Consider the following 18,398-nt stretch of genomic DNA (forward strand, 5'->3'; position numbering starts at 1 on the left):
CCCCGGACCCGCGGCTCAGGCGGGAGCCTCGTATCCGAACCATAGGGAGAGAAAAATGCGCGCAGTCATCTGCAAGGCGTTTGGGCCGCTGGAAGATCTCGTCGTCGAAGCGAAGGAATTAGGCGAGCCAGGGCCGGGCGAGGTGCGCGTCGCCATCGAGGCGGCGGGGGTCAATTTTCCCGACACGCTGATGGTCGAGGGCAAATACCAGGTCAAACCGCCGCTGCCCTTCACGCCCGGCACCGAGATCGCCGGCATCGTGCGCTCGGTCGGCGATGGCGTCACACATCTCGAGGTCGGCATGCCCGTCGTCGGCATGGTGGGCGTGGGTGCGTTCGCCGAGGAATGCGTGGTCAGTGCCGCACGGCTGATGAGGCGTCCCGCCAGCATGGACCCGGTCACGGCCGCCGGCTTTTCGATGACCTACGGCACCAGCATGCACGCTCTCAGGCAGCGGGCGCGGCTGCAGCCCGGAGAGACGCTTCTCGTCCTCGGTGCAAGTGGCGGCGTCGGCCTGGCCGCCGTCGAAATCGGCAAGGCGATGGGCGCAACCGTGATCGCAGCCGCAAGCAGTGCGGAAAAGCTGGAGGTGGCACGCGCGGCCGGCGCGGATCACCTGATCAACTACGCAACTGAATCGCTCCGGGACCGCGTCAAGGAGCTCACGGCCGACAAGGGCGTCGACGTGGTCTACGATCCGGTCGGCGGGGACTTTCTGGAGCAGGCCGTGCGCGTGACCGCGTGGGAGGGCCGCGTTCTGGTCGTCGGTTTCGCCGCGGGCACCATTCCGCGCATTCCTGCAAACCTTCTGCTGCTCAAGGGCTGCGCACTTGTGGGGGTCTTCTTCGGGACGTTCGCCGCGCGCAACCGGCAGGCCAACAAGGAGAATTTTGCCCAGCTCTTCACCTGGTTCGAAGAGGGCAAACTGAAGCCGCTGATCAGCCGGACGCTTGATCTCGCCGATACGGTCGAGGCGCTTCAGCTGCTCGCTGCGCGCAGCGCCATCGGCAAGATCGTCCTCACGACCGGCCGGGCCCTGTCGTGAGAGCCACGAGCTATGCCGATATCGGCATCTTTGGCGTGCTCGGGCTCGATCTCCAGGAGTCGGCGGTCGGTCACGTCAAGGGCGGACTTCAGATCGGCCCAGAACATCTCAATCGGATGGGCTACGTCCATGGTGGCGTGCTCTGCACGATGATCGACTTCGCCGCCTGCGCCTCCGGCCTGCATGCCGAAGAGGGGCAGGCGCCGCGTTTTGCCATCACCATATCGCTGACCACGCAATTCACCCGGCCGGTCCGGGCCGGATGGCTGTCGGTCGAGGGGCGGACGATCTCGGCCGGCAAGTCGAGCTTCACCGCCGAGGCCCATGTCTTCGACAGCGACGGCGAGCGCATCGCCCACGGCATTGGCACGTTCCGCTGGCGGCCGGGAAGCCAGCCCAATCCTTCCACCCAGCATGCGGACAAAGCAGATGTTTGAGCTCAGGGACATCCACAAGCCGCGCCTGGCGGCATTGCAGCGCTTCATGGACGAGCATGTCTATCCCAACGAGGCAGTCTTCGAGCGCCAGCACGCCGCGCTGCCATCGCGGTGGGGCACGCCACCGATCCTCGGCGAACTGCAGCAGCGGGCGCGTGCCGAAGGGCTGTGGAATCTGTTTCTGCCCGACACGCGCTACGGGGCAGGGCTCAACAACCTGGACTATGCCCATTTCTGTGAGGTGATGGGCCGTTCCGCCATCGCGCCCGAGATCTTCAATTGCTCGGCCCCCGACACCGGAAATATGGAGACGCTGGTTCTCTATGGCACGGAAGGCCAGAAGCGGGACTGGCTCGAGCCGCTGCTCGACGGGGCGATCCGCTCCTGCTTCTCGATGACCGAGCCGGATGTGGCCTCGTCGGACGCCACCAATATTCAAACCGAGATCAGGCGCGACGGCGACGACTACGTCATCAACGGACGTAAATGGTGGAGTTCGGGCGCGCTCAGCGAGCATTGCAAGATCGCGATCGTAATGGGCCGGAGCAATCCGGATGCGCCCAAGCATCAGCAGCAGTCGATGATCCTGGTGCCGCTCGATACGCCCGGGGTCACCGTGGAACGGGCGCTGACGGTCTACGGCTATGATCATGCGCCGCATGGCCATGCCGAGATTACTTTCGAGAATGTCCGTGTGCCGGCCACCAACATGCTGCTTGGCGAAGGGCGCGGCTTCGAGATCGCGCAGGGGCGGCTCGGGCCCGGCCGCATCCATCACTGCATGCGTTCGATCGGCCTGGCGGAACGGGCGCTGGAGGCAGCCTGCCGCCGTGCCCTGTCGCGGACGGCTTTTGGCAAGCTGCTGGCGGACCAGGGCGTCGTCCGTGACCAGATCGCACGCTCGCGCTGCGAGATCGAGGCGGCGCGGCTGCTCGTCCTGAAGGCCGCGCATATGATGGACACGGTCGGCAACAAGGCCGCCCGCCGCGAGATCGCGATGATCAAGGTGGTAGCGCCGAACATGGCCTGCGACGTCATCGATCGCGCGATCCAGATCCACGGGGCGGCTGGCGTCTCCCAGGACCATTTCCTCGCCGCCGCCTGGGTCAAGTCCCGCAGTCTGCGCTTCGCAGATGGCCCCGACGAGGTCCATCGCGACAGCATCGCCCGCATGGAACTGAAGGCCTACCGCAACTGAGGTGCAGGCAATGTTCGACGTCCAAGGAAAGGTCGCTCTGATCACGGGCTCGTCGCGTGGGATCGGCAAGGCAACCGCGCAGCAACTGGCGCACAGCGGTGCCCGGGTCGTGGTGTCCAGCCGAAAGCAGGACGCCTGCGACGCCGTGGCCGGGGAAATCCGGGCGAGCGGCGGCGAGGCCATCGCCAAAGCCTGCCATGTTGGCTCGCATGAGCAGCTGAAGGGGCTCGTCGACCACGTCCTGGAGGTCTGGGGCGGGATCGACATCCTGGTCTGCAACGCGGCGATCAATCCGGTCTACGGACCCTTGTCCACCCTGCCGGACGAGGCCTTCACCAAGATCATGGCGGTCAACGTGCAGAGCGCGATCTGGCTCAGCAACCTCGTCCTTCCGCAGATGGCCGATCGCGGCGGCGGCGCCGTCATCATGATGTCCTCGATCGCGGGCCTGCGCGGCACCGGAGTCATTGGCGCCTATGGCATGTCCAAGGCCGCGGAAGCGGCCCTGGCGCGCAATCTTGCCGTCGAATGGGGCCCCAAGGGGATCCGGGTCAACGCGATCGCGCCCGGCATCGTGCGCACCGACTTCGCGCGGGAGCTGGTGGAATCGCCCGAGCGGCGCGCGCAGATGGAGCAGCGCACTCCCTTGCGCCGCTTCGGCGAGGTCGAGGATATCGCCGGTATCGTGCATTTCCTGGCCAGCCCGGCATCCGCCTACATCACCGGCCAGGTCATCGTCGCCGATGGCGGCGAAACCGTCAGCTGAGGTGCATGATGACCGCTCCCGTGGCCACCCTTGTCGACGTGATCGAGAACCACCGTTTCGACGAGGGAGCGCTGGCCCGCTGGCTCGACGCCCATGTCCCCGGTTTCGGCGGCCCGATTTCGGTGCGCCAGTTCCAGGGCGGCCAATCCAATCCCACCTTCCTGATCTCTGCGCCTGATCGACGCTGCGTGCTGCGCAAGAAGCCTCCGGGAAAGCTGCTGCCGAAAGCGCATCAGGTCGAGCGCGAGTTCCGGATCATCAGGGCGCTGGCGGGGACAGCGGTTGCTGTTCCGCAGGCATTGGCGCTTGGCGAAGACGCCGAGGTGATCGGGACAGCCTTCTACGTCATGGATTTCGTCGACGGGCGTCAGTTTGACAGCCTGGCGCTTCCCGACCTGCCGCGCGACGACCGCGCTTCGCTCAATTTCGCCGCGGTCGATACCCTGGCGGCGCTGCATGCGGTGGTTCCCGAGGATGTCGGGCTAGGAGATTTCGGTCCCTCCGGCGGCTATGTCGCGCGTCAGGTCGAGCGCTGGACCAAGCAGTATCGTTCCTCCTCGGAGGCCGGCGAGATCGCCGACCTGACCTGGCTCGCCGATTGGCTGCGCGAGCATTGCGGCGTGGCCGATGAAACCACGATCGTGCATGGCGACTACCGGATCGGCAATCTCTGCTACCGCCGCGATGGCCCGCAGGTGTCGGCGGTGCTCGACTGGGAACTGTCCACGCTCGGCCACCCGCTCAGCGATCTCGCCTATTACTGCATGCCCTATCATATCAGCCCGACCGTCGCGGGCGGACGGGGGCTATCGGGGCTCGATTTCAAAGAGCTCGGCATCCCCCGCGAAGACCAGGTGATCGCGCATTACTGTCGGGCGAGCGGCCGTGCCTCGCTGCCGGACTGGCACGTCTTCCTGACGCTCTCCTTCTTCCGTCTGTCGGCGATCCTGCACGGCGTGATGGCCCGCTCCGTGCTGGGCAATGCCAGCGATGCGAACGCGGCCGAGGTTGCACAGCGCGCCGGGATGCTGGCCGAACTGGGTCGGCAGGTGGCCCTGTCCGGCACGAACAACCGATACTGAGACGAGGCGAGGGATGACCATGCGTTTCAAGGACCAGCTCTGCATTGTGACCGGAGCGGCCAGCGGTATCGGCCGGGCCACCGCACAGCGTTTCGCCGCTGAGGGCGCGCTCCTCGTCCTGGTCGATCGGAACGAGGCGGAGCTCGCAAACGTCGTGGCCGACCTGCCGCGGGCCCGGGACCATTCCGTCGCGGTGCTGGATATCGCTGACCAGGACGCGGTCTCCGCATGTGTGTCCCGCGCACTGGAGCGGCATGGGCGTATCGACGTTCTCTGCAACAATGCCGGCATGGCGAGTTCCAAGGGGAGCGCGCTCGAGCAGGATCTCGCGGAATGGGACCGGGTGATGCAGGTCAATGTCTTTGGCGCGATGCTGTTCATGAAGCATGCCGGCGCGGCCATGGTCGCGGCCCGTCGCGGCGCGATCGTCAACACCGCCTCCGTGGCCGGGATCAGGGCTGGTGCGGGCGGGAATGCCTATAGCGCTTCGAAGGCTGCCGTCATCAACATGACCCAGACGGCCGCCTGCGATTTCGGCGCCTATGGCGTCAGGGTGAACGCCGTATGTCCCGGCCTGATCGAGACGGGAATGACCAGGCCGATCTTCGAGAAGGCGCGCGAACTCGGGAAGGAGGACCGGCTGGGCGCACGCTGCGAATTGCGCCGCTATGGCCATCCCGAGGAGGTTGCCCGCGTGATCGCCTTCCTGGCCAGCGAGGACGCGAGCTATGTCACGGGCCAGGCTCTCGCCGTCGATGGCGGCAACACCGCCTCCCTCAATCTCCCCGGCATGAAGGTCTAAGGCGTCGGCTCGAAAAGTCGATTGTGGTTTTAAGGAAACTCGATCCAGACACGGAAGTGCTGGATCTCTGACCGGATATGACAACCGATCCGAGATCTAGCCGACGCTCCAGGGCAGGGAGCAGAGCCGCCCGGCGGGGCGGCCCCGCTCCGAGCGGCTCGCTGTGGCGCGCCTTGCTCAGTTCTTGCCCTTGTAGAGAAAGGCATCGACCTTCTCTTCGCCGTTATAGGCCAAGCGCTGCATGCGGTAGAGGTTCTTCACGTAGTCGAGCGCGTCCTGGCGAGACATGTCCATGCAGCGCATCGAGGCCTCCATCTCGATCCGCAACGCGAGTTGAGGGTGGCGTGCGATGCGCGCGGCATATTCCTCGGCCTTCGCCAGAACCTGGTCCGAAGGGACCACCGCATTGACGAGGTTCGCCCGCAGCGCGTCCTGCGCCGAGAGCGGGTCGCCCGTCAGCAGCATTTCCATCGCGATCGTATGCGGCACATACCGAGACAACCGGGTCGAGCCGCCCGCCCCACCCATGCCGTAGGCGATCTCGGGGAAGCCGAACTTGGCATCCTCCGACGCCACGCGGATATCTGTGAGATGGCTGAGATAGATCATGCCCTGGCCGTAGCAATAGCCGCGCACCGCGCCGACGATCGGCTTGAATCGGTTCAGCGAGAGCACTTCGCGCGACCAGGTGAACGTGTCCGGCTCGCCCTCCGCGACCCGGTGCTTCGGGGCAAGGTAATAGGCGAGTTCGTCCTTGGGCGTCGCGAACTTGGCGTAGTCGTTCTTGATGTCGTCGCCGGCCGAGAAGGCCCGGTCTCCGGCGCCCTGCAGAATGCCGACCCGCACCTCGTCGTCGGCGAGGAATTCGAGCATCATATGATAGAATTGCTTGTGCATCGCCGGCGTCATCGGGTTCACCGATCCGTTGCGGATGGTGAAGTATCCGATCTTGCCGACACGCTCGTATTCGAAAGGCATGAGATCTATCCCTTAGATATAATCAGAACCACTGATTGGTGACGCGGTCGAAGCTGCCGACGCGAAGGTCGGTTTTTTCGGCAATGAGCTTTTGCTTGGCGATCTTCTCGGACGGCGTCTTCGGAAGCGCGTCGCGATACTCGACGTAACGAGGTGTCTTGAACGGGGCGAGCCGGCTCTTGCAGTGCTCGAAGATCATTTCGGGCGAGGCCTCGGCTTCCGAAACGCCGGGCTGCAAGACGATATAGGCCTTCACTTCTTCGCCGCGCGCTGCATCCTTCACGCCGACGACGGCGGCTTCGAGAACCTGCGGCATTTCGGTCAGCGCAGCTTCGACTTCGCGGGCGGCGATATTCTCGCCGCTTCTGCGGATCATGTCCTTCAAGCGCCCGACGATGTAGTGGAAACCTTCGGCGTCGCGCCAGAACAGGTCCCCGGTGCGGAACCAATCCCCCCTGAAAGAGGCTTCGTTCGCTTCCGGCTTGCGATAATAGCCCAGCATGATGCCCGGCCCGCGGATGCAAAGCTCGCCAACCTCGCCAGCGGGCAGGACATTGCCCTCGGGGTCGGTGATCTGTACCTCGCGGAAGGGCGCGACCATCCCGCAGGAGCCGGAGCCGACCATGTGATAGGCCTCTCGCGGCAGGAAAAGCGCCGATCCGACCTCGGTCATCCCGAAGGATTCCCGGGCGATCGTGTTGTAGCGCCGCTCGAAGTCGGCGTGCTTTTCCTTGTTGAAGCCGAAGATCGAAACGCGCTTCAGCTCATTGTCGGCGTCGGATGGCTTGGGTGCCTGCTGATAGACGATCTCGGGAAAGAGGCAGTAATGGATCTTGTATGTCCTGACCCAATCCATGAAGCGCGTCGCGCTTGCACGGCGGGCGACGAAGATCTGGCCGCCGACACGCATCGCCATCAAGGTCAGCCACTGCGGATCCATGTAGAAGAAGGGTTGAGCCGCCAGGATATTCCTGGAATTCTCGGCGTCGCCGCCTCGCATCGCGGCCACCAGGGAAATGGTGAGCCAGTATCGGTGCGTCAGCATGCAGCCTTTCGGGAATCCGGTCGTGCCGGACGTGTACTGGATGTTGACGAGGTCATCGAGCGCGGGTTGTGGCAGGTCCGCGGGGAGGGCGGGCGGTTTCCGCTCGATCCGGGCATATCGATCCGACGCATCGGAAGCGGCCCCGACGACAAGAACGTTGGAATTCCGTAACGGCGCCTCCGCACTCAGCGCCTCGTAGGAGGGCAGGCAGTCCGCATGGATGACGAGATACGTCGCCTGCGAGTCCGTGAGCACATAGTCGAGCTCTCGGCCGGTATAGCCGATATTGACCGGCACCATGACGGCCCCGAGTTTTGCCAGGGCAAGCCAGGTGAGGGGAAACGCCGGGATGTTGGGAAGCATGACGGCGACATGAGCGCCTTTGCGCACGCCCGCCGCATAGAGGCCCGCCGCAGCCTGTTCGATCGCCGACCTGGCTTCGGCATAGGTTGCGACGCCGCCCTCACTCTCCTCGAAGAACGTCCAGAGGGTCTTGTCGCCGTTCACCGAGGCCCGCTCGTCGACGAACGAGCCGATGTTCTGCGCCAGCGGCGCCGCCTCGATAGTGCTCCTCATATGATCGACGAGAGGCTTGAGCTCGGACCAATCGCTGGGGCTGCTGTTGTTTTGCTGCATGTCAGGCCTCGGACACTGAATTCGACTGGTATCGGCGTTCATTCCGGCGGCGAACGATCTCACCCACGGTCATCGCGACGATGCTGAGAAGAGTGAGCATGACCGCGACGGCAGGCACTGTCGGATCGAGCTTGAGGCTGAGATCGTTCCAGATGCGCACGGGAAGCGTCTGCAATCCGCCGGAGATGAAGAGCGTGATGATCAGCTCATCGAAGGACGCGAAGAAGGCCAGGATCGCCGAAGCAAACATCGCTGGCGCTAGGTAAGGCAGGGTCGTGTGCAGGAACGCCCGGATGGGGCTCGCGCCAAGGACACGCGCTGCCCGCTCGATCGTCATGTCGTATCTGCGAAGGCTGCCCGACACGATCATCACGACATAGGGCAGGGCGATCAGCGCATGAACCAATGTCAGCGCGTAGATATTGTTCACCAGCTGCCAGCGCAGGAACACGATGTAGAGCGCAAGGGCGATAACCACCGATGGGATGATGAGGGGCGCGATGAAGATGGCACTCAGCAGGCCTTTTCCGCGAAAATCCGTACGAACGAGCGCGACCGACGCCAGGGTCCCGAAGAGCAGGCTGAGGATTGTCGCACCGACCCCGATCCTGAGGCTCGCGAGCGTGGCGTCGACCCAACTCTGATCGACGAAGAATTCCCTGTACCAGCGCAGGGACAGCGACTTCGGCGGGAATTCGAGGAACTGGCTGTCGGTCAGCGAAATCGGAACGAGGAAGAACAGCGGCAGCAGCAGAAAGCTGGCGACGAGGACAAAATACGCGGTCAGGACGGCCCGGGTCATCGTGCGAGCCCTCCGGTCGCGAATTCGGAGCGTTTCCGCGTGAGGGCCCAGTAAGCCAGAAGACAGGAGAAGGTCGCCGCCAGCAGCGTCGAAGCCATCACCGCCGCCAGGTCCCATTTCAGCGTCTTGTGAACCTGGAGATCGATGAGATTGGCGATGAGGAGACTTGTGCGGCCGCCCAGCAGCGTCGGCGTGACATAGAAGCCGAGGCAGAGGATGAAGCAGATGATGCCACCCGTCGCCGCTCCACTCACGCTGAGGGGAAAGACCACCTTCCAGAAGGCCTGCCTTGGCGATGCACCCAGGGATCGGGCCGCTTTCACGAGATCCCGCTCGACATCGAGTATCGAGGTCAGGCAGGTCAGGATCACGATCGGCAGCAGGATCTGAACCATTCCGATGTGAACGGCGATGGGCGTATAGAGCAGCTGAACGGGCTCCGCCGTCAGGCCAAGGGCGGCAAGCGCTTTGTTAAGAATGCCTTCGCGCCCGAGCAGGATGATCCAGGTGTAGGTCCTGACCAGGATGCTGATCCAGAACGGTAGGAGGATCAGATAGGTCGCCAGCACCCGCTTGCGCGGCGAGAGCCCCGCCATGAAGTAAGCCATGGGGTAGCCCATGACGAGGCAGATCACCGTCACAGTCGCGGCGGTGACGAACGTCCTCTGCAGGACGATGATGGAAAGCTGCGAATTATAGACCTGTCGCAGCGCCTCGGCCGTGAAAGCCGTTCCATCGTGTACGGTCAGCTTCAGGACGCCGAATACCGGAAAGACGAAGAGAAGCGCTGCCAGCAACGTCGCTGGCGCGAGCAAAAGCGTGGTTTTCGTCCACCGGAGTTTCATGATGCAGCCAGGTTCCCGAGTGGCTCAGATCAGCAGCCATTCGTTCCAGCGTGTTGAGACCGCGTCGAGATTCTCTGCCCACCAGGCACTGTTGAACTCGAACTGCACCGCCGCGTTTTCGGGCGAGGTCGGCAGGGTCGCTGCGAAGGCCGGGTCCAGCAATTCCATCATTCCCGGCACGAAGCCGGGGTAGGGGACCTGCTTCACGAATGCCGCCGATGCCGCAGGGTCCATGCGAGCCTTCATGAAGCGCATCGCCTCGGTGGGGTGCTTCGCGCCCTTTGGAATGGCGAGGAAGGAGAGCATCAGGGCTCCGCCCTTGAAGGTGATGTCGACGGGCTTGCCCTCGTTCCTCAGGGGGGTGATGCGGCCGTTCCAGCATGAAGTCATGCTGACCTCGCCGTCGATCAGCAACTGGACGTGCTGGGCTCCGTTGGTCCACCAGACCGGGATATGGGGCTTGAGCTGGTCGAGCTTCTTGAAGGCGCGGTCGACGTCGAGCGGATAGAGCTTGTCGAGCGGAACGCCATCGGCAAGCAGGGCGAATTCGAGGTTGCCCTTGGGCGAATTTTCCAGCGAGCGCGGGCCCGGGAAAGCTTTGACGTCCCAGAAATCGGCCCAGGATTGYGGCGTCTTGCCGTTGCCGAATTTGTCGGTCCTGAAAGCGATCACGGTTGAATAAGAGGCCCGGACCATCGCAGTCGGCTGCTTTGCGATGGCCGGCAGCTTGTTGTCGGGATCGATGATCGAATAGTCGATCTTTGCAAGCCATCCGGCTTTGGTTGCGGTCACGACGTCGTCGCCGTTCAGCTCGGTCAGATCCCACTCGACATTGCCGGACTCGACCATGGCCTTGAGCTTGGGAAGGCTCACGGGTGCTGTCGGCCTGACCTTGATTCCCGTCTCCCTGGTGAAAGGCTCTTCGAAGATCTTCGTGATCATCGTGGCGAGCGCCCCGCCGGAGCCGTTGACGACGATGGTCACGTCCTGAGCGAAAGAGGGTTTGAACGCGAAAACGCCGGCAAGTGCACCTGTGGCGATTCCGAAAGCTCTTCTGGTCATCGTCATGATCGATAGTCCCCTKAGTTTTTTTGGTGGTCTGGGAAGCTCAACCCGTGAGCGAGACGAGGTCAGCGACGTTGAGATCGAAGCTGATCGGCGTGCCCAGCGGCAGCACGTCCTGTCCTGGCCTGCGTGGCTCGATGGCCGAGATGTCCTTGCCGTCCGCAGCGCGCAGCACGTAGCGGACGGAATTGCCGAAGAAGACGGCCTCCGCGAGGGTGGCCCGATGCGCGCCGGCGGCATCTTGGCGGATCTGGATGAGCTCCGGCCGGATTGACGCGAAGCTGGCCGCCGAGAGATGCGCGACATTCCCGGACACGCGGCCAAGCCCTTCGAGCATGACGGACGCTGGCGCGGCGCCCTCGACCTTGAGGATGTTGTTTGCACCCACGAATTCCGCGACGAAGCGTGATTGCGGCTTGTCGTAGAGCTCTTCCGGAGGGCCGATCTGCAGGACCTGGCCCTTGTCCATGACCGCCAGCCGGTCGGAGAGCGTCAGCGCCTCGCCTTGATCATGGGTGACATAGATGACGGTACACCCGATCTGGCGCTGGTATTCCTTGATCTCGAGCTGGAGTGTCTCTCGCAGCTTCAGATCAAGGGCGCCCAGCGGCTCGTCCATCAACAGCACCCGGGGCTCGAACACGACCGCGCGTGCAAAGGCCACGCGTTGCTTCTGGCCCCCGGACAGTTCGTGCGGCATGCGGTTCGCTAGTGTGTCCAGCCGCACCATCTGGAGCGCCTTCTCCGAGCGCCGCCGGGCTTCGGCCCGCGGCACGCCGCGCATCTCGAGGGGAAAGGAAATGTTGCGGATGACATTGCGATGGGGAAAGAGCGAATAGCTCTGGAACACCATGCCGATGTCGCGCTTCTCCGTCGGCAGCTTCGTGATCGGCACTCCGTCGATGAGAATTTCACCGCTGTCGATATCCGTGAAGCCTGCCAGCGCGTTGAGGGCGGTCGTCTTTCCAGAGCCGCTCGCCCCGAGCAGGGTCATGAACTCCCCGCGCTCGACATGCATCGAGAAGCTCTCCAGCGCGACGAACTTTCCATACGTCTTTCGAACGCTTCTGAAATCGATCGTCGCTCCGGTCGAACTCATTTGATCCGGCTCCGAATGAGAGGCATATTTGAAAAGTGACGATAGTGTCATTTTTTGTCAAGCGCGCTATGCTGGTATTGAGATTGCGGCGCGATTGAGTGTGCTGTCAGAAGCGATAGTGAGAAGGGCGGGCCCTTGTTGTTGGAAAACGTAAATTTCGATTACGTGGATTACCTGGAGAAACGCTTGGCTGCCGCGCAAAGCGAGAAGAAGATCATTCGCACTGAGTTGCAGCTCGAGCTGGCAACCGCGCGCCTTCTCAGAGAAAAAAACTATCACGCAATTTCGGTTGATCTCATTGCGGCGACCGCTGGTGTCGCGCACGGGACGTTTTACCGGTATTTCGCAGCCAAACGCGATGTCGTTGCTAAGACTATCGCCGATTATTTCATGTTCGTGCGCGCATCGCGCCACCCAATTGCCCGTGATGCGTCGCAATACGAAGCAATCCACCAGGCCAACCTGCACTATGTCGAATGCTTCCGTCGCAATGTCGGACTCATGCGTTGCCATTTCCGGCTCAAGGACGAGGACGAGCTGATCGCCGAGGTTGGCCGTAGCGCCGACAACGCCATGGTGGAGCGCGTCCTCGCCAGGCTGCGCCGCGAAGGACAGCTCGAGCTGTGGGATGCTGAAAAACTCAAACTGACCATCTTCTGCCTGATCGGAATGGTCGATGAGCTGTTGTTGAAGATCTACGGGCAGACCCAGCCTTCGCTCGCTGGGTTTCAAGCCAAGCCCCAACTCGTGGCGAGCACCCTATCCGATATGTGGTTCTCGACGATCTACGGTTCGCAATCGCTCGAGCGCATTGCGCCGGGGGCGAGTTTGCCAAGGCTACGCCAGGTCGACTGAGTGATCGCCGTCAACTCGGCATGATATAGCTCAGCTGATTGCGAATATTCGCAGCCAGCGAAATCAAGCGGGGTGCGACCTCGTCCTCGATCTGGTTGGGGCTGAGCCGGAACACAGGCACCCGGCAGTTCATGCCGAAGCAATCGCCGTTGGCGTCCCGGATCAGCGGCACGCCAGCGGAATGGGTGCCCGGAATCCAGACGCCCTTGGCCACAGAAAACCCCCGGCTGCGGCAATCGATGACGCCCTGCAGGAAGGATTCGGAGTATTTCGTCCAGAGTTCGGGCGAGCGACGCTTCATTTCTTCGAGCTTCAGCTTGAGTTCGTCCTCTGACAGGAGGGAGCCGAGCGCATGACCGATCGTGGCCGGCAGCAGCGGCCCGATCGTGCCGAGGTCGGGCGAGGTCCAGATGTTCTCGTTCACCCGCGAGGTCTCGAGATAGACGAAGTTGGTTCGGTCGATCGTGCCGATCGAGACGGTCCCTCCGAGGTCCTGAGCCAGCTTCTGCATCGAGGGCCGCGCGATGTGCAGCAGCTTCAGGTTGACCAGCAGCGGGTTGACCAGCATGAGCGCGCGCCAGCTCAGCCGGAACTTGGATTTCTCCTGCCTGAGGTAGCCCATTCTTTCCAGCGTATAGGTCAAACGTGCGACCGTGGAACGGTTGATCCCCGATTCCTTCGCGATCTCGCCATTGCTCATCAATGTGCGATTCGGACGAAAAGTCTCCAGAACAGCCAGTCCCTTGACGAGAGTTGTTGCGATGTCGGGATCGTCTGCGGGGATCTTCAAGAATTTCTCCATCTATGTAGGTGGCTTCGTTCGTATTATTTCGATCGATTATTGTTTGATAATTACCGGATGCGCTTGATGAGGGGGTTTGAGAGCCTCGACCTGCCCCGGCGTTGTCGGGGTGAGAATTGGCCTCTTTGGCTCAAATGTCAAGATAGTGAACATTTCTGGAAGAAATTAATCACTCTCTTGACTCACCCCCGAAGCGAGCGCTCAATTATCGAAGGCGGGTGGATATCTGCGCCTGCACTCGTCACGGAGAAAATGTGAATGAGCCGCGTGATCGACATGGAACTGAGCTTGCCTCATAGCGAGGCGAATCCGGATCTGGAGCGCATCTCGCGAGGACGGCCGGGCACGCCCTTCGCCCAGTCGCTGCCGCGGCCCGAGGGCTACGGATTCGCCAATTACGGGAATGTCTTCAGGAGCAAAGAGGCGGCTCCGAAGAAGGGGGAGGCTGACGACGGCGGTCTCGTGCGGCTGGTCGAGGATATGGACCGTGCCGGTATCGCGCGGGGATTGCTGGTCGGCGCCGAGAACAGTGCGACGGGCCGGATTCACCAGGCCCATCCCGGCCGCTTCTTCCTGTTCACGACATTCGATCCCTTCGACGGCATGCGGGCGGTTCGCGAATTCGAGCGGCTGGTCAAGGAGGAGGGCGCAAACGGCCTGCGCCTGTCGGCGCTCTATAACGGCGTGCCGGCCAATGATCGCCGCTACTATCCGCTCTACGCGAAGGCAGCCGAGCTCGACGTCCCGGTCCGCATCTACACGGCGATGAACTACGCCAATGACCGGCCCTATGATCTCGGGCATCCGCGCTATCTCGATGATGTCGCCATCGACTTCCCCGAGCTCAGGATCGTGGCGGGCCTCGCCGGCTGGCCCTGGGTGAACGAGATGGTCGGGCTGCTCCGCCGGCACCCGCGGCTCTATGTCGACACGGCGGCCCACCATCCCCGGTATTTCAGCCAGCCCGGTTCCGGGTGGGAGCAGTTCCTTCAGTTCGGCAACACGCTGCTCCAGGACAAGGTCATGGTCGGGTTGTCGCGCTACCTGTTCGGGACCTCTTTCGAGAGCATCATCGAGCAGTACAAGCAGCTGCCGCTCAAGGAAAAGGTCATCGAGAAATGGCTGTACGGCAACGCCGCTGAATTCTTCCGGCTGAACTGAGGGCGGGGTCCGATGCTTCGCTTCGTCGGCCGGCGGGCGCTCTACGCAATCCCTCTGCTCCTGGCGATCATCATCCTGATGTTCTCCATGCTGCACATGATCCCGGGGGATCCGGTGCAGGCCCTCGTCGGCGACTACCCCGTTCCGCCGGCGTATCGGCAGGCGATCGAAGAGAAGTATCGCCTGAACGACCCCTTCCTCGTTCAGGTCGGCAATTATCTCCTCAATGTCGCGCAGGGCGATTTCGGTTTCTCCTATCAGAACCAGCGCGGGGTCCTCGACCTCATCCTCGAACGGGCGCCCCGCACGATCCTGCTCGCATCGGTCAGCTTCGCCCTGGCGATTCCGCTCGGCATGGCGATCGGCATCGCGGCGGGAACGACACGCCGGCCGGGCGTCGACAAGTTCTGGACGACCACCGCCCTGATCGCCTACGCGATCCCGACTTTCTGGCTCGGCCAGCTCCTGGTGATGCTGTTCGCACTCCGGCTCGGCTGGTTTCCGACCCAGGGCATCGGCCCCCTGATCAGCCGCACGCATGGTGTCGCCTGGCTCTTCGAAAAGCTGCGCTATCTCGCGCTGCCGGTCCTTGCCTTCGGCATCCACGAGGGCATGCGGATCGCGCGGATCATGCGCGCCAGCGTCATCGACACGCTGTCGCAAGGCTACATCATCACCGCACGCTCCAAGGGCCTGAGCCGCGGGCAGATCATCCGCAACCACGTGATGCGCAATTCGAGCCTGCCCCTGGTCACGATCGCCGGCTATGCCTTCGGCTCCGCGCTCGGCGGCGCCGTCCTGCTCGAAACGGTCTTCACCTGGCCGGGCCTTGGCCTGCTGCTCGTCGACTCGATCCGGCTCAGGGACAACATGACGGTTGTCGGTGTCGTGATCTTCTCGGCCGTCGCCGTCGTCGCCATGAACCTGATCGTCGATCTCCTCTACGCGGCGCTGGACCCGCGCATCAGAACCATGCGGTGAGGTCGAAGCCATGTCAGACAGCAAAACCGCCATGGCGCCGGCATCCGGCAACGGCATCCCGGTCGGGAGCTGGCAGGCCCATGTCGCCAATCTCTTCGGAACGCGTCACGGCGCGCTCGGAGCAGGCATCCTCATCGTCCTGGTGATCGTGGCGACCGCTGCTCCGCTGATTGCACCCTACAATCCGTTGGAGCAGACCCAGTTGAGTCTCGCGCCGCCATCGTCCCAGTTCCTGTTCGGCACTGACAATATCGGCCGGGACGTGTTCTCGCTCGTCGTCCATGGCAGCCGCTCGTCCCTGCTCGTCGGGCTCGGGGCGGCGCTGGCCGCACTGCTCGTCGGCGGCACTCTCGGGGTCCTGGCCGGCTATTTCCAGGGCCCGGTCGAGGCGGCGCTGATGCGGCTGGTGGAGTTGTTCCAGACCCTTCCCGTCATCATTCTCGTGCTCTGTGCCGTCGCGCTGTTCGGCTCCAATTTCTGGCTCCTGATCGCGGCGGTGGCGCTGGCGATCTGGCCGATGGAGGCCCGCCTCGTCTACGGCCAGTACATCAAGCTTCGCGACCGCGAATTCATTGCTGCCGCCCGCGTCGCCGACCTCTCGACGGCCCACATCATGTTCCGCGAGATCCTGCCCAACGCGATGCAGCCGATCATCGTGCAGGTCGCGCTCGACGCGAGCATCGCCATCCTGATCGAGGCCGGGCTCGGTTTCCTCGGCCTCTCCGATCCGAGCAGGGTGAGCTGGGGCCGGTTGCTCTTCGTCGCGCAGGACTACATGGACAGCGCCTGGTGGATGAGCCTGTTTCCCGGCGCAGCCATCTGCATCACCGTGGTCGGCCTCAATCTCTTTGCCGACGGGCTGAACGAGGTCATCGATCCGCGCAGCACGAACGGGATGGGAGGGCTGCAATGAGCGCATCGCTTCTTCTCGACGTGCGCGACCTGAAGGTCCATCTGCGTCTCGGCCACAAGGTCGTGAAGGCGATCGACGGGGTCGATTTCCAGGTCGGCCGGGGCGAATGCGTCGGCATCGTCGGCGAATCCGGTTCGGGCAAGAGCACGATGGCGCGAGCCGTGACACGCCTGATGCCGAACGTGAACATCGAGGAACTGAGCGGCAGGCTTGCCTTCGAGGGCCGCGATATCCTTGCGATGGACGACGGCGATCTGCGGGCCCTGCGCCGCGGGCGCGGCTTCTCGATGATCTTCCAGGATCCGCTCGGCTATCTCAACCCGACGCAGCGGATCGGCCGGCAGATCCACGAGGCGCTCTCCCGGGATGCAGGGCGCGGCTCCGACAAGACCCGCGTTCTCACCCTTCTGGACGAAGTAGGTCTACCCGACCCGGCCAATCTCGCTCGTCGCTACCCGCATGAACTTTCGGGCGGCATGCGCCAGCGCGTGATGATCGCGATCGCGCTGGCCAGCGATCCTCAGCTTCTCTTTGCCGACGAACCGACGACGGCCCTCGACGCGACCGTGCAGCTGCAGGTCCTGCAGACGCTCTACAGGCTGCACAAGGAGCGCAACATGGCGATGGCCATCATCACGCACGACCTCGGTGTCGTCGCCGAGCTTTGCGATCGGGTCTACGTGATGCGCGCCGGCAAGGTGATCGAGAGCGCCGAGACCATCGCGCTCTTCGAGCAGCCCCAGCACGACTATTCCCGGCGCCTGATCGATCTCAGCACGCGCCGGCTGACGCGGGAGCTTCAGTCATGACCGCTCCGATCATGCGAATGACTCGCGTCGAACAGCTCTACACCAGCCGCAACGCCAACGGACCCGGCTGGAACACGGTTCGGGCGGTCGATGGCGTCGATCTTGACGTCAACGAGGGTGAGACCCTGGCGATCGTTGGTGAATCCGGCTCCGGCAAGAGCACCTTGGCGAAGCTGCTGCTGATGCTGAACCGTCCGACGGCGGGCGACGTGCAGTTTCGCGGCACCTCGCTGGCTTCGCTCGGCACCTCCGCCAGGCAGGCGTTCCGACGCCAGGTCCAGGCCGTGTTTCAGGACCCGGCCTCGTCACTGAACCCCCGCATGACGGTCGAGCGCATGCTCGGCTACATCGTTCAGCGCCATGAGCTTGCTACGCTGCGCGAGACGCGGGCCTTTCTCGCCGGCCATCTTGCCGCGGTCGGCCTTAACCCCCCGGACCACTATCTCGACCGCTATCCGCACCAGCTCTCAGGCGGGCAGCAGCAGCGCATCGCGATTGCGCGGGCGATGATGCTTCGGCCCGCGATCATCATCGCCGACGAACCGCTGTCGAGCCTCGACGTCTCGGTCCAGGCCCAGGTCCTGCAGCTGATGCGGGATCTGCACAAGGCGACCAATGTCGGCTTCGTGGTGATCAGCCACGATCTCGGAGCGATGGAGTCGATCGCCGACCGGACCGCCGTGATGTATCGCGGCCGGATCGTCGAGATCGGCCGCTCGATCTACGAGCGCCCCTTCCATCCCTATACCCGGCTGTTGCTCGATGCGCGGCTTTCGCTCGATCCACGCCGTGGCCGGATCCGCAGCCTGAGCGCGACACAAGTGCGAGCGGATATGCCTGAGCCCATGCAGGGCGGCTGCCGGTTCCGCCACCGCTGCCCCTTTGCGATCGAAATCTGCGCGACGGCCGACCCCGCGCTGAAACCGGTCGGCCAGACCGGAACCTTTGTGGCCTGTCACCGCGCGGACGAAATCGGCGCGTCATCGCGTCCGGCAGGTGTGGCCCCCGTAGAGAGGACGCCGAGGCCCGTCGAGATCTGATTCAGGGACTACCCAGAAAAGCCAAAGGGAGAGAGCA

The 18,398-nt window shown here is 63.4% G+C and carries 19 protein-coding genes; 12 read left to right on the forward strand and 7 right to left on the reverse strand.

The genetic code is table 11. The annotated features are described in order from the left end of the window. Positions 1-55: 55 nt before the first annotated feature. Genes AC1DGP_RS20385 through AC1DGP_RS20410 form a run of 6 tightly spaced genes read left to right on the forward strand, consistent with a single transcriptional unit; the run spans position 56 to position 5,330 of the window. Positions 56-1,045, forward strand: coding sequence for an NADPH:quinone oxidoreductase family protein (locus tag AC1DGP_RS20385; RefSeq protein ID WP_441508607.1), 990 nt, complete (start codon positions 56-58; stop codon positions 1,043-1,045). After that, the gene (locus tag AC1DGP_RS20390) at positions 1,042-1,482 is read left to right on the forward strand and encodes a PaaI family thioesterase (RefSeq protein ID WP_441508606.1); all 441 of its coding nucleotides are present in this window, start codon (positions 1,042-1,044) and stop codon (positions 1,480-1,482) included. The genes AC1DGP_RS20385 and AC1DGP_RS20390 overlap by 4 nt, the downstream gene beginning before the upstream one ends. Next, positions 1,475-2,680, forward strand: a complete 1,206-nt coding sequence (locus AC1DGP_RS20395) for an acyl-CoA dehydrogenase family protein (protein ID WP_476770377.1) — start codon at positions 1,475-1,477, stop codon at positions 2,678-2,680. Before AC1DGP_RS20390 ends, AC1DGP_RS20395 begins: the two co-directional genes overlap by 8 nt. A gap of 10 nt (positions 2,681-2,690) precedes the next feature. Beyond that, complete coding sequence (locus tag AC1DGP_RS20400; RefSeq protein ID WP_441508604.1) at positions 2,691-3,446, forward strand: SDR family NAD(P)-dependent oxidoreductase; 756 nt, start codon at positions 2,691-2,693, stop codon at positions 3,444-3,446. An 8-nt stretch (positions 3,447-3,454) separates the two neighbouring features. After that, positions 3,455-4,528, forward strand: a complete 1,074-nt coding sequence (locus AC1DGP_RS20405; protein ID WP_476832465.1) for a phosphotransferase family protein — start codon at positions 3,455-3,457, stop codon at positions 4,526-4,528. Between the two features lie 13 nt (positions 4,529-4,541). Then, on the forward strand, positions 4,542-5,330 hold the full coding sequence (locus AC1DGP_RS20410; protein ID WP_441493488.1) for an SDR family NAD(P)-dependent oxidoreductase: 789 nt from the start codon (positions 4,542-4,544) through the stop codon (positions 5,328-5,330). Between the two features lie 177 nt (positions 5,331-5,507). On the opposite strand, the gene AC1DGP_RS20415 is transcribed toward AC1DGP_RS20410, so the two are convergent. From AC1DGP_RS20415 to AC1DGP_RS20440, 6 genes are read right to left on the reverse strand one after another with little or no spacing between them, the layout of a single operon-like run. Next, the gene (locus AC1DGP_RS20415; RefSeq protein ID WP_441508602.1) at positions 5,508-6,308 is read right to left on the reverse strand and encodes an enoyl-CoA hydratase/isomerase family protein; all 801 of its coding nucleotides are present in this window, start codon (positions 6,306-6,308) and stop codon (positions 5,508-5,510) included. A gap of 22 nt (positions 6,309-6,330) precedes the next feature. Next, positions 6,331-7,989, reverse strand: coding sequence for an AMP-binding protein (locus AC1DGP_RS20420; RefSeq protein WP_476775929.1), 1,659 nt, complete (start codon positions 7,987-7,989; stop codon positions 6,331-6,333). A gap of 1 nt (position 7,990) precedes the next feature. Beyond that, entirely contained in the window at positions 7,991-8,791 is an 801-nt protein-coding gene (locus AC1DGP_RS20425) for an ABC transporter permease (protein ID WP_441508600.1), read from the reverse strand. Beyond that, positions 8,788-9,636, reverse strand: coding sequence for an ABC transporter permease (locus AC1DGP_RS20430; protein ID WP_441508599.1), 849 nt, complete (start codon positions 9,634-9,636; stop codon positions 8,788-8,790). Before AC1DGP_RS20430 ends, AC1DGP_RS20425 begins: the two co-directional genes overlap by 4 nt. 24 nt (positions 9,637-9,660) lie before the next feature. After that, positions 9,661-10,704: an ABC transporter substrate-binding protein gene (locus AC1DGP_RS20435; protein ID WP_441493493.1), complete on the reverse strand. Its 1,044-nt coding sequence runs from the start codon at positions 10,702-10,704 to the stop codon at positions 9,661-9,663. A gap of 40 nt (positions 10,705-10,744) precedes the next feature. Further along, a complete protein-coding gene (locus AC1DGP_RS20440; RefSeq protein ID WP_441493494.1) occupies positions 10,745-11,800 on the reverse strand; it encodes an ABC transporter ATP-binding protein in 1,056 nt (351 codons plus the stop codon). A 135-nt stretch (positions 11,801-11,935) separates the two neighbouring features. On the opposite strand from AC1DGP_RS20440, the gene AC1DGP_RS20445 reads away from it, so the two are divergent. Then, a complete protein-coding gene (locus AC1DGP_RS20445) occupies positions 11,936-12,655 on the forward strand; it encodes a TetR/AcrR family transcriptional regulator (RefSeq protein ID WP_441508598.1) in 720 nt (239 codons plus the stop codon). A gap of 10 nt (positions 12,656-12,665) precedes the next feature. On the opposite strand, the gene AC1DGP_RS20450 is transcribed toward AC1DGP_RS20445, so the two are convergent. After that, positions 12,666-13,445, reverse strand: coding sequence for an IclR family transcriptional regulator (locus AC1DGP_RS20450; protein ID WP_441493496.1), 780 nt, complete (start codon positions 13,443-13,445; stop codon positions 12,666-12,668). Between the two features lie 270 nt (positions 13,446-13,715). Here AC1DGP_RS20450 and AC1DGP_RS20455 point away from each other — a divergent pair, with 270 nt between their 5' ends. From AC1DGP_RS20455 to AC1DGP_RS20475, 5 genes are read left to right on the forward strand one after another with little or no spacing between them, the layout of a single operon-like run. Beyond that, positions 13,716-14,618 carry an amidohydrolase family protein gene (locus AC1DGP_RS20455; protein WP_441493497.1) on the forward strand — a complete coding sequence of 301 codons (903 nt, stop codon included), beginning with the start codon at positions 13,716-13,718 and terminating at the stop codon, positions 14,616-14,618. A 12-nt stretch (positions 14,619-14,630) separates the two neighbouring features. After that, positions 14,631-15,599 (forward strand): ABC transporter permease, encoded by a 969-nt coding sequence (locus AC1DGP_RS20460; protein ID WP_441508597.1) that lies wholly within the window; start codon positions 14,631-14,633, stop codon positions 15,597-15,599. A 10-nt stretch (positions 15,600-15,609) separates the two neighbouring features. After that, positions 15,610-16,512 (forward strand): ABC transporter permease, encoded by a 903-nt coding sequence (locus tag AC1DGP_RS20465; protein WP_441508596.1) that lies wholly within the window; start codon positions 15,610-15,612, stop codon positions 16,510-16,512. Beyond that, on the forward strand, positions 16,509-17,321 hold the full coding sequence (locus tag AC1DGP_RS20470) for an ABC transporter ATP-binding protein (protein ID WP_441508595.1): 813 nt from the start codon (positions 16,509-16,511) through the stop codon (positions 17,319-17,321). Before AC1DGP_RS20465 ends, AC1DGP_RS20470 begins: the two co-directional genes overlap by 4 nt. Further along, complete coding sequence (locus AC1DGP_RS20475; RefSeq protein WP_441508594.1) at positions 17,318-18,361, forward strand: oligopeptide/dipeptide ABC transporter ATP-binding protein; 1,044 nt, start codon at positions 17,318-17,320, stop codon at positions 18,359-18,361. The genes AC1DGP_RS20470 and AC1DGP_RS20475 overlap by 4 nt, the downstream gene beginning before the upstream one ends. Positions 18,362-18,398 lie beyond the last annotated feature (37 nt).

Source organism: Allobosea sp. 05T433, from assembly GCF_056396065.1.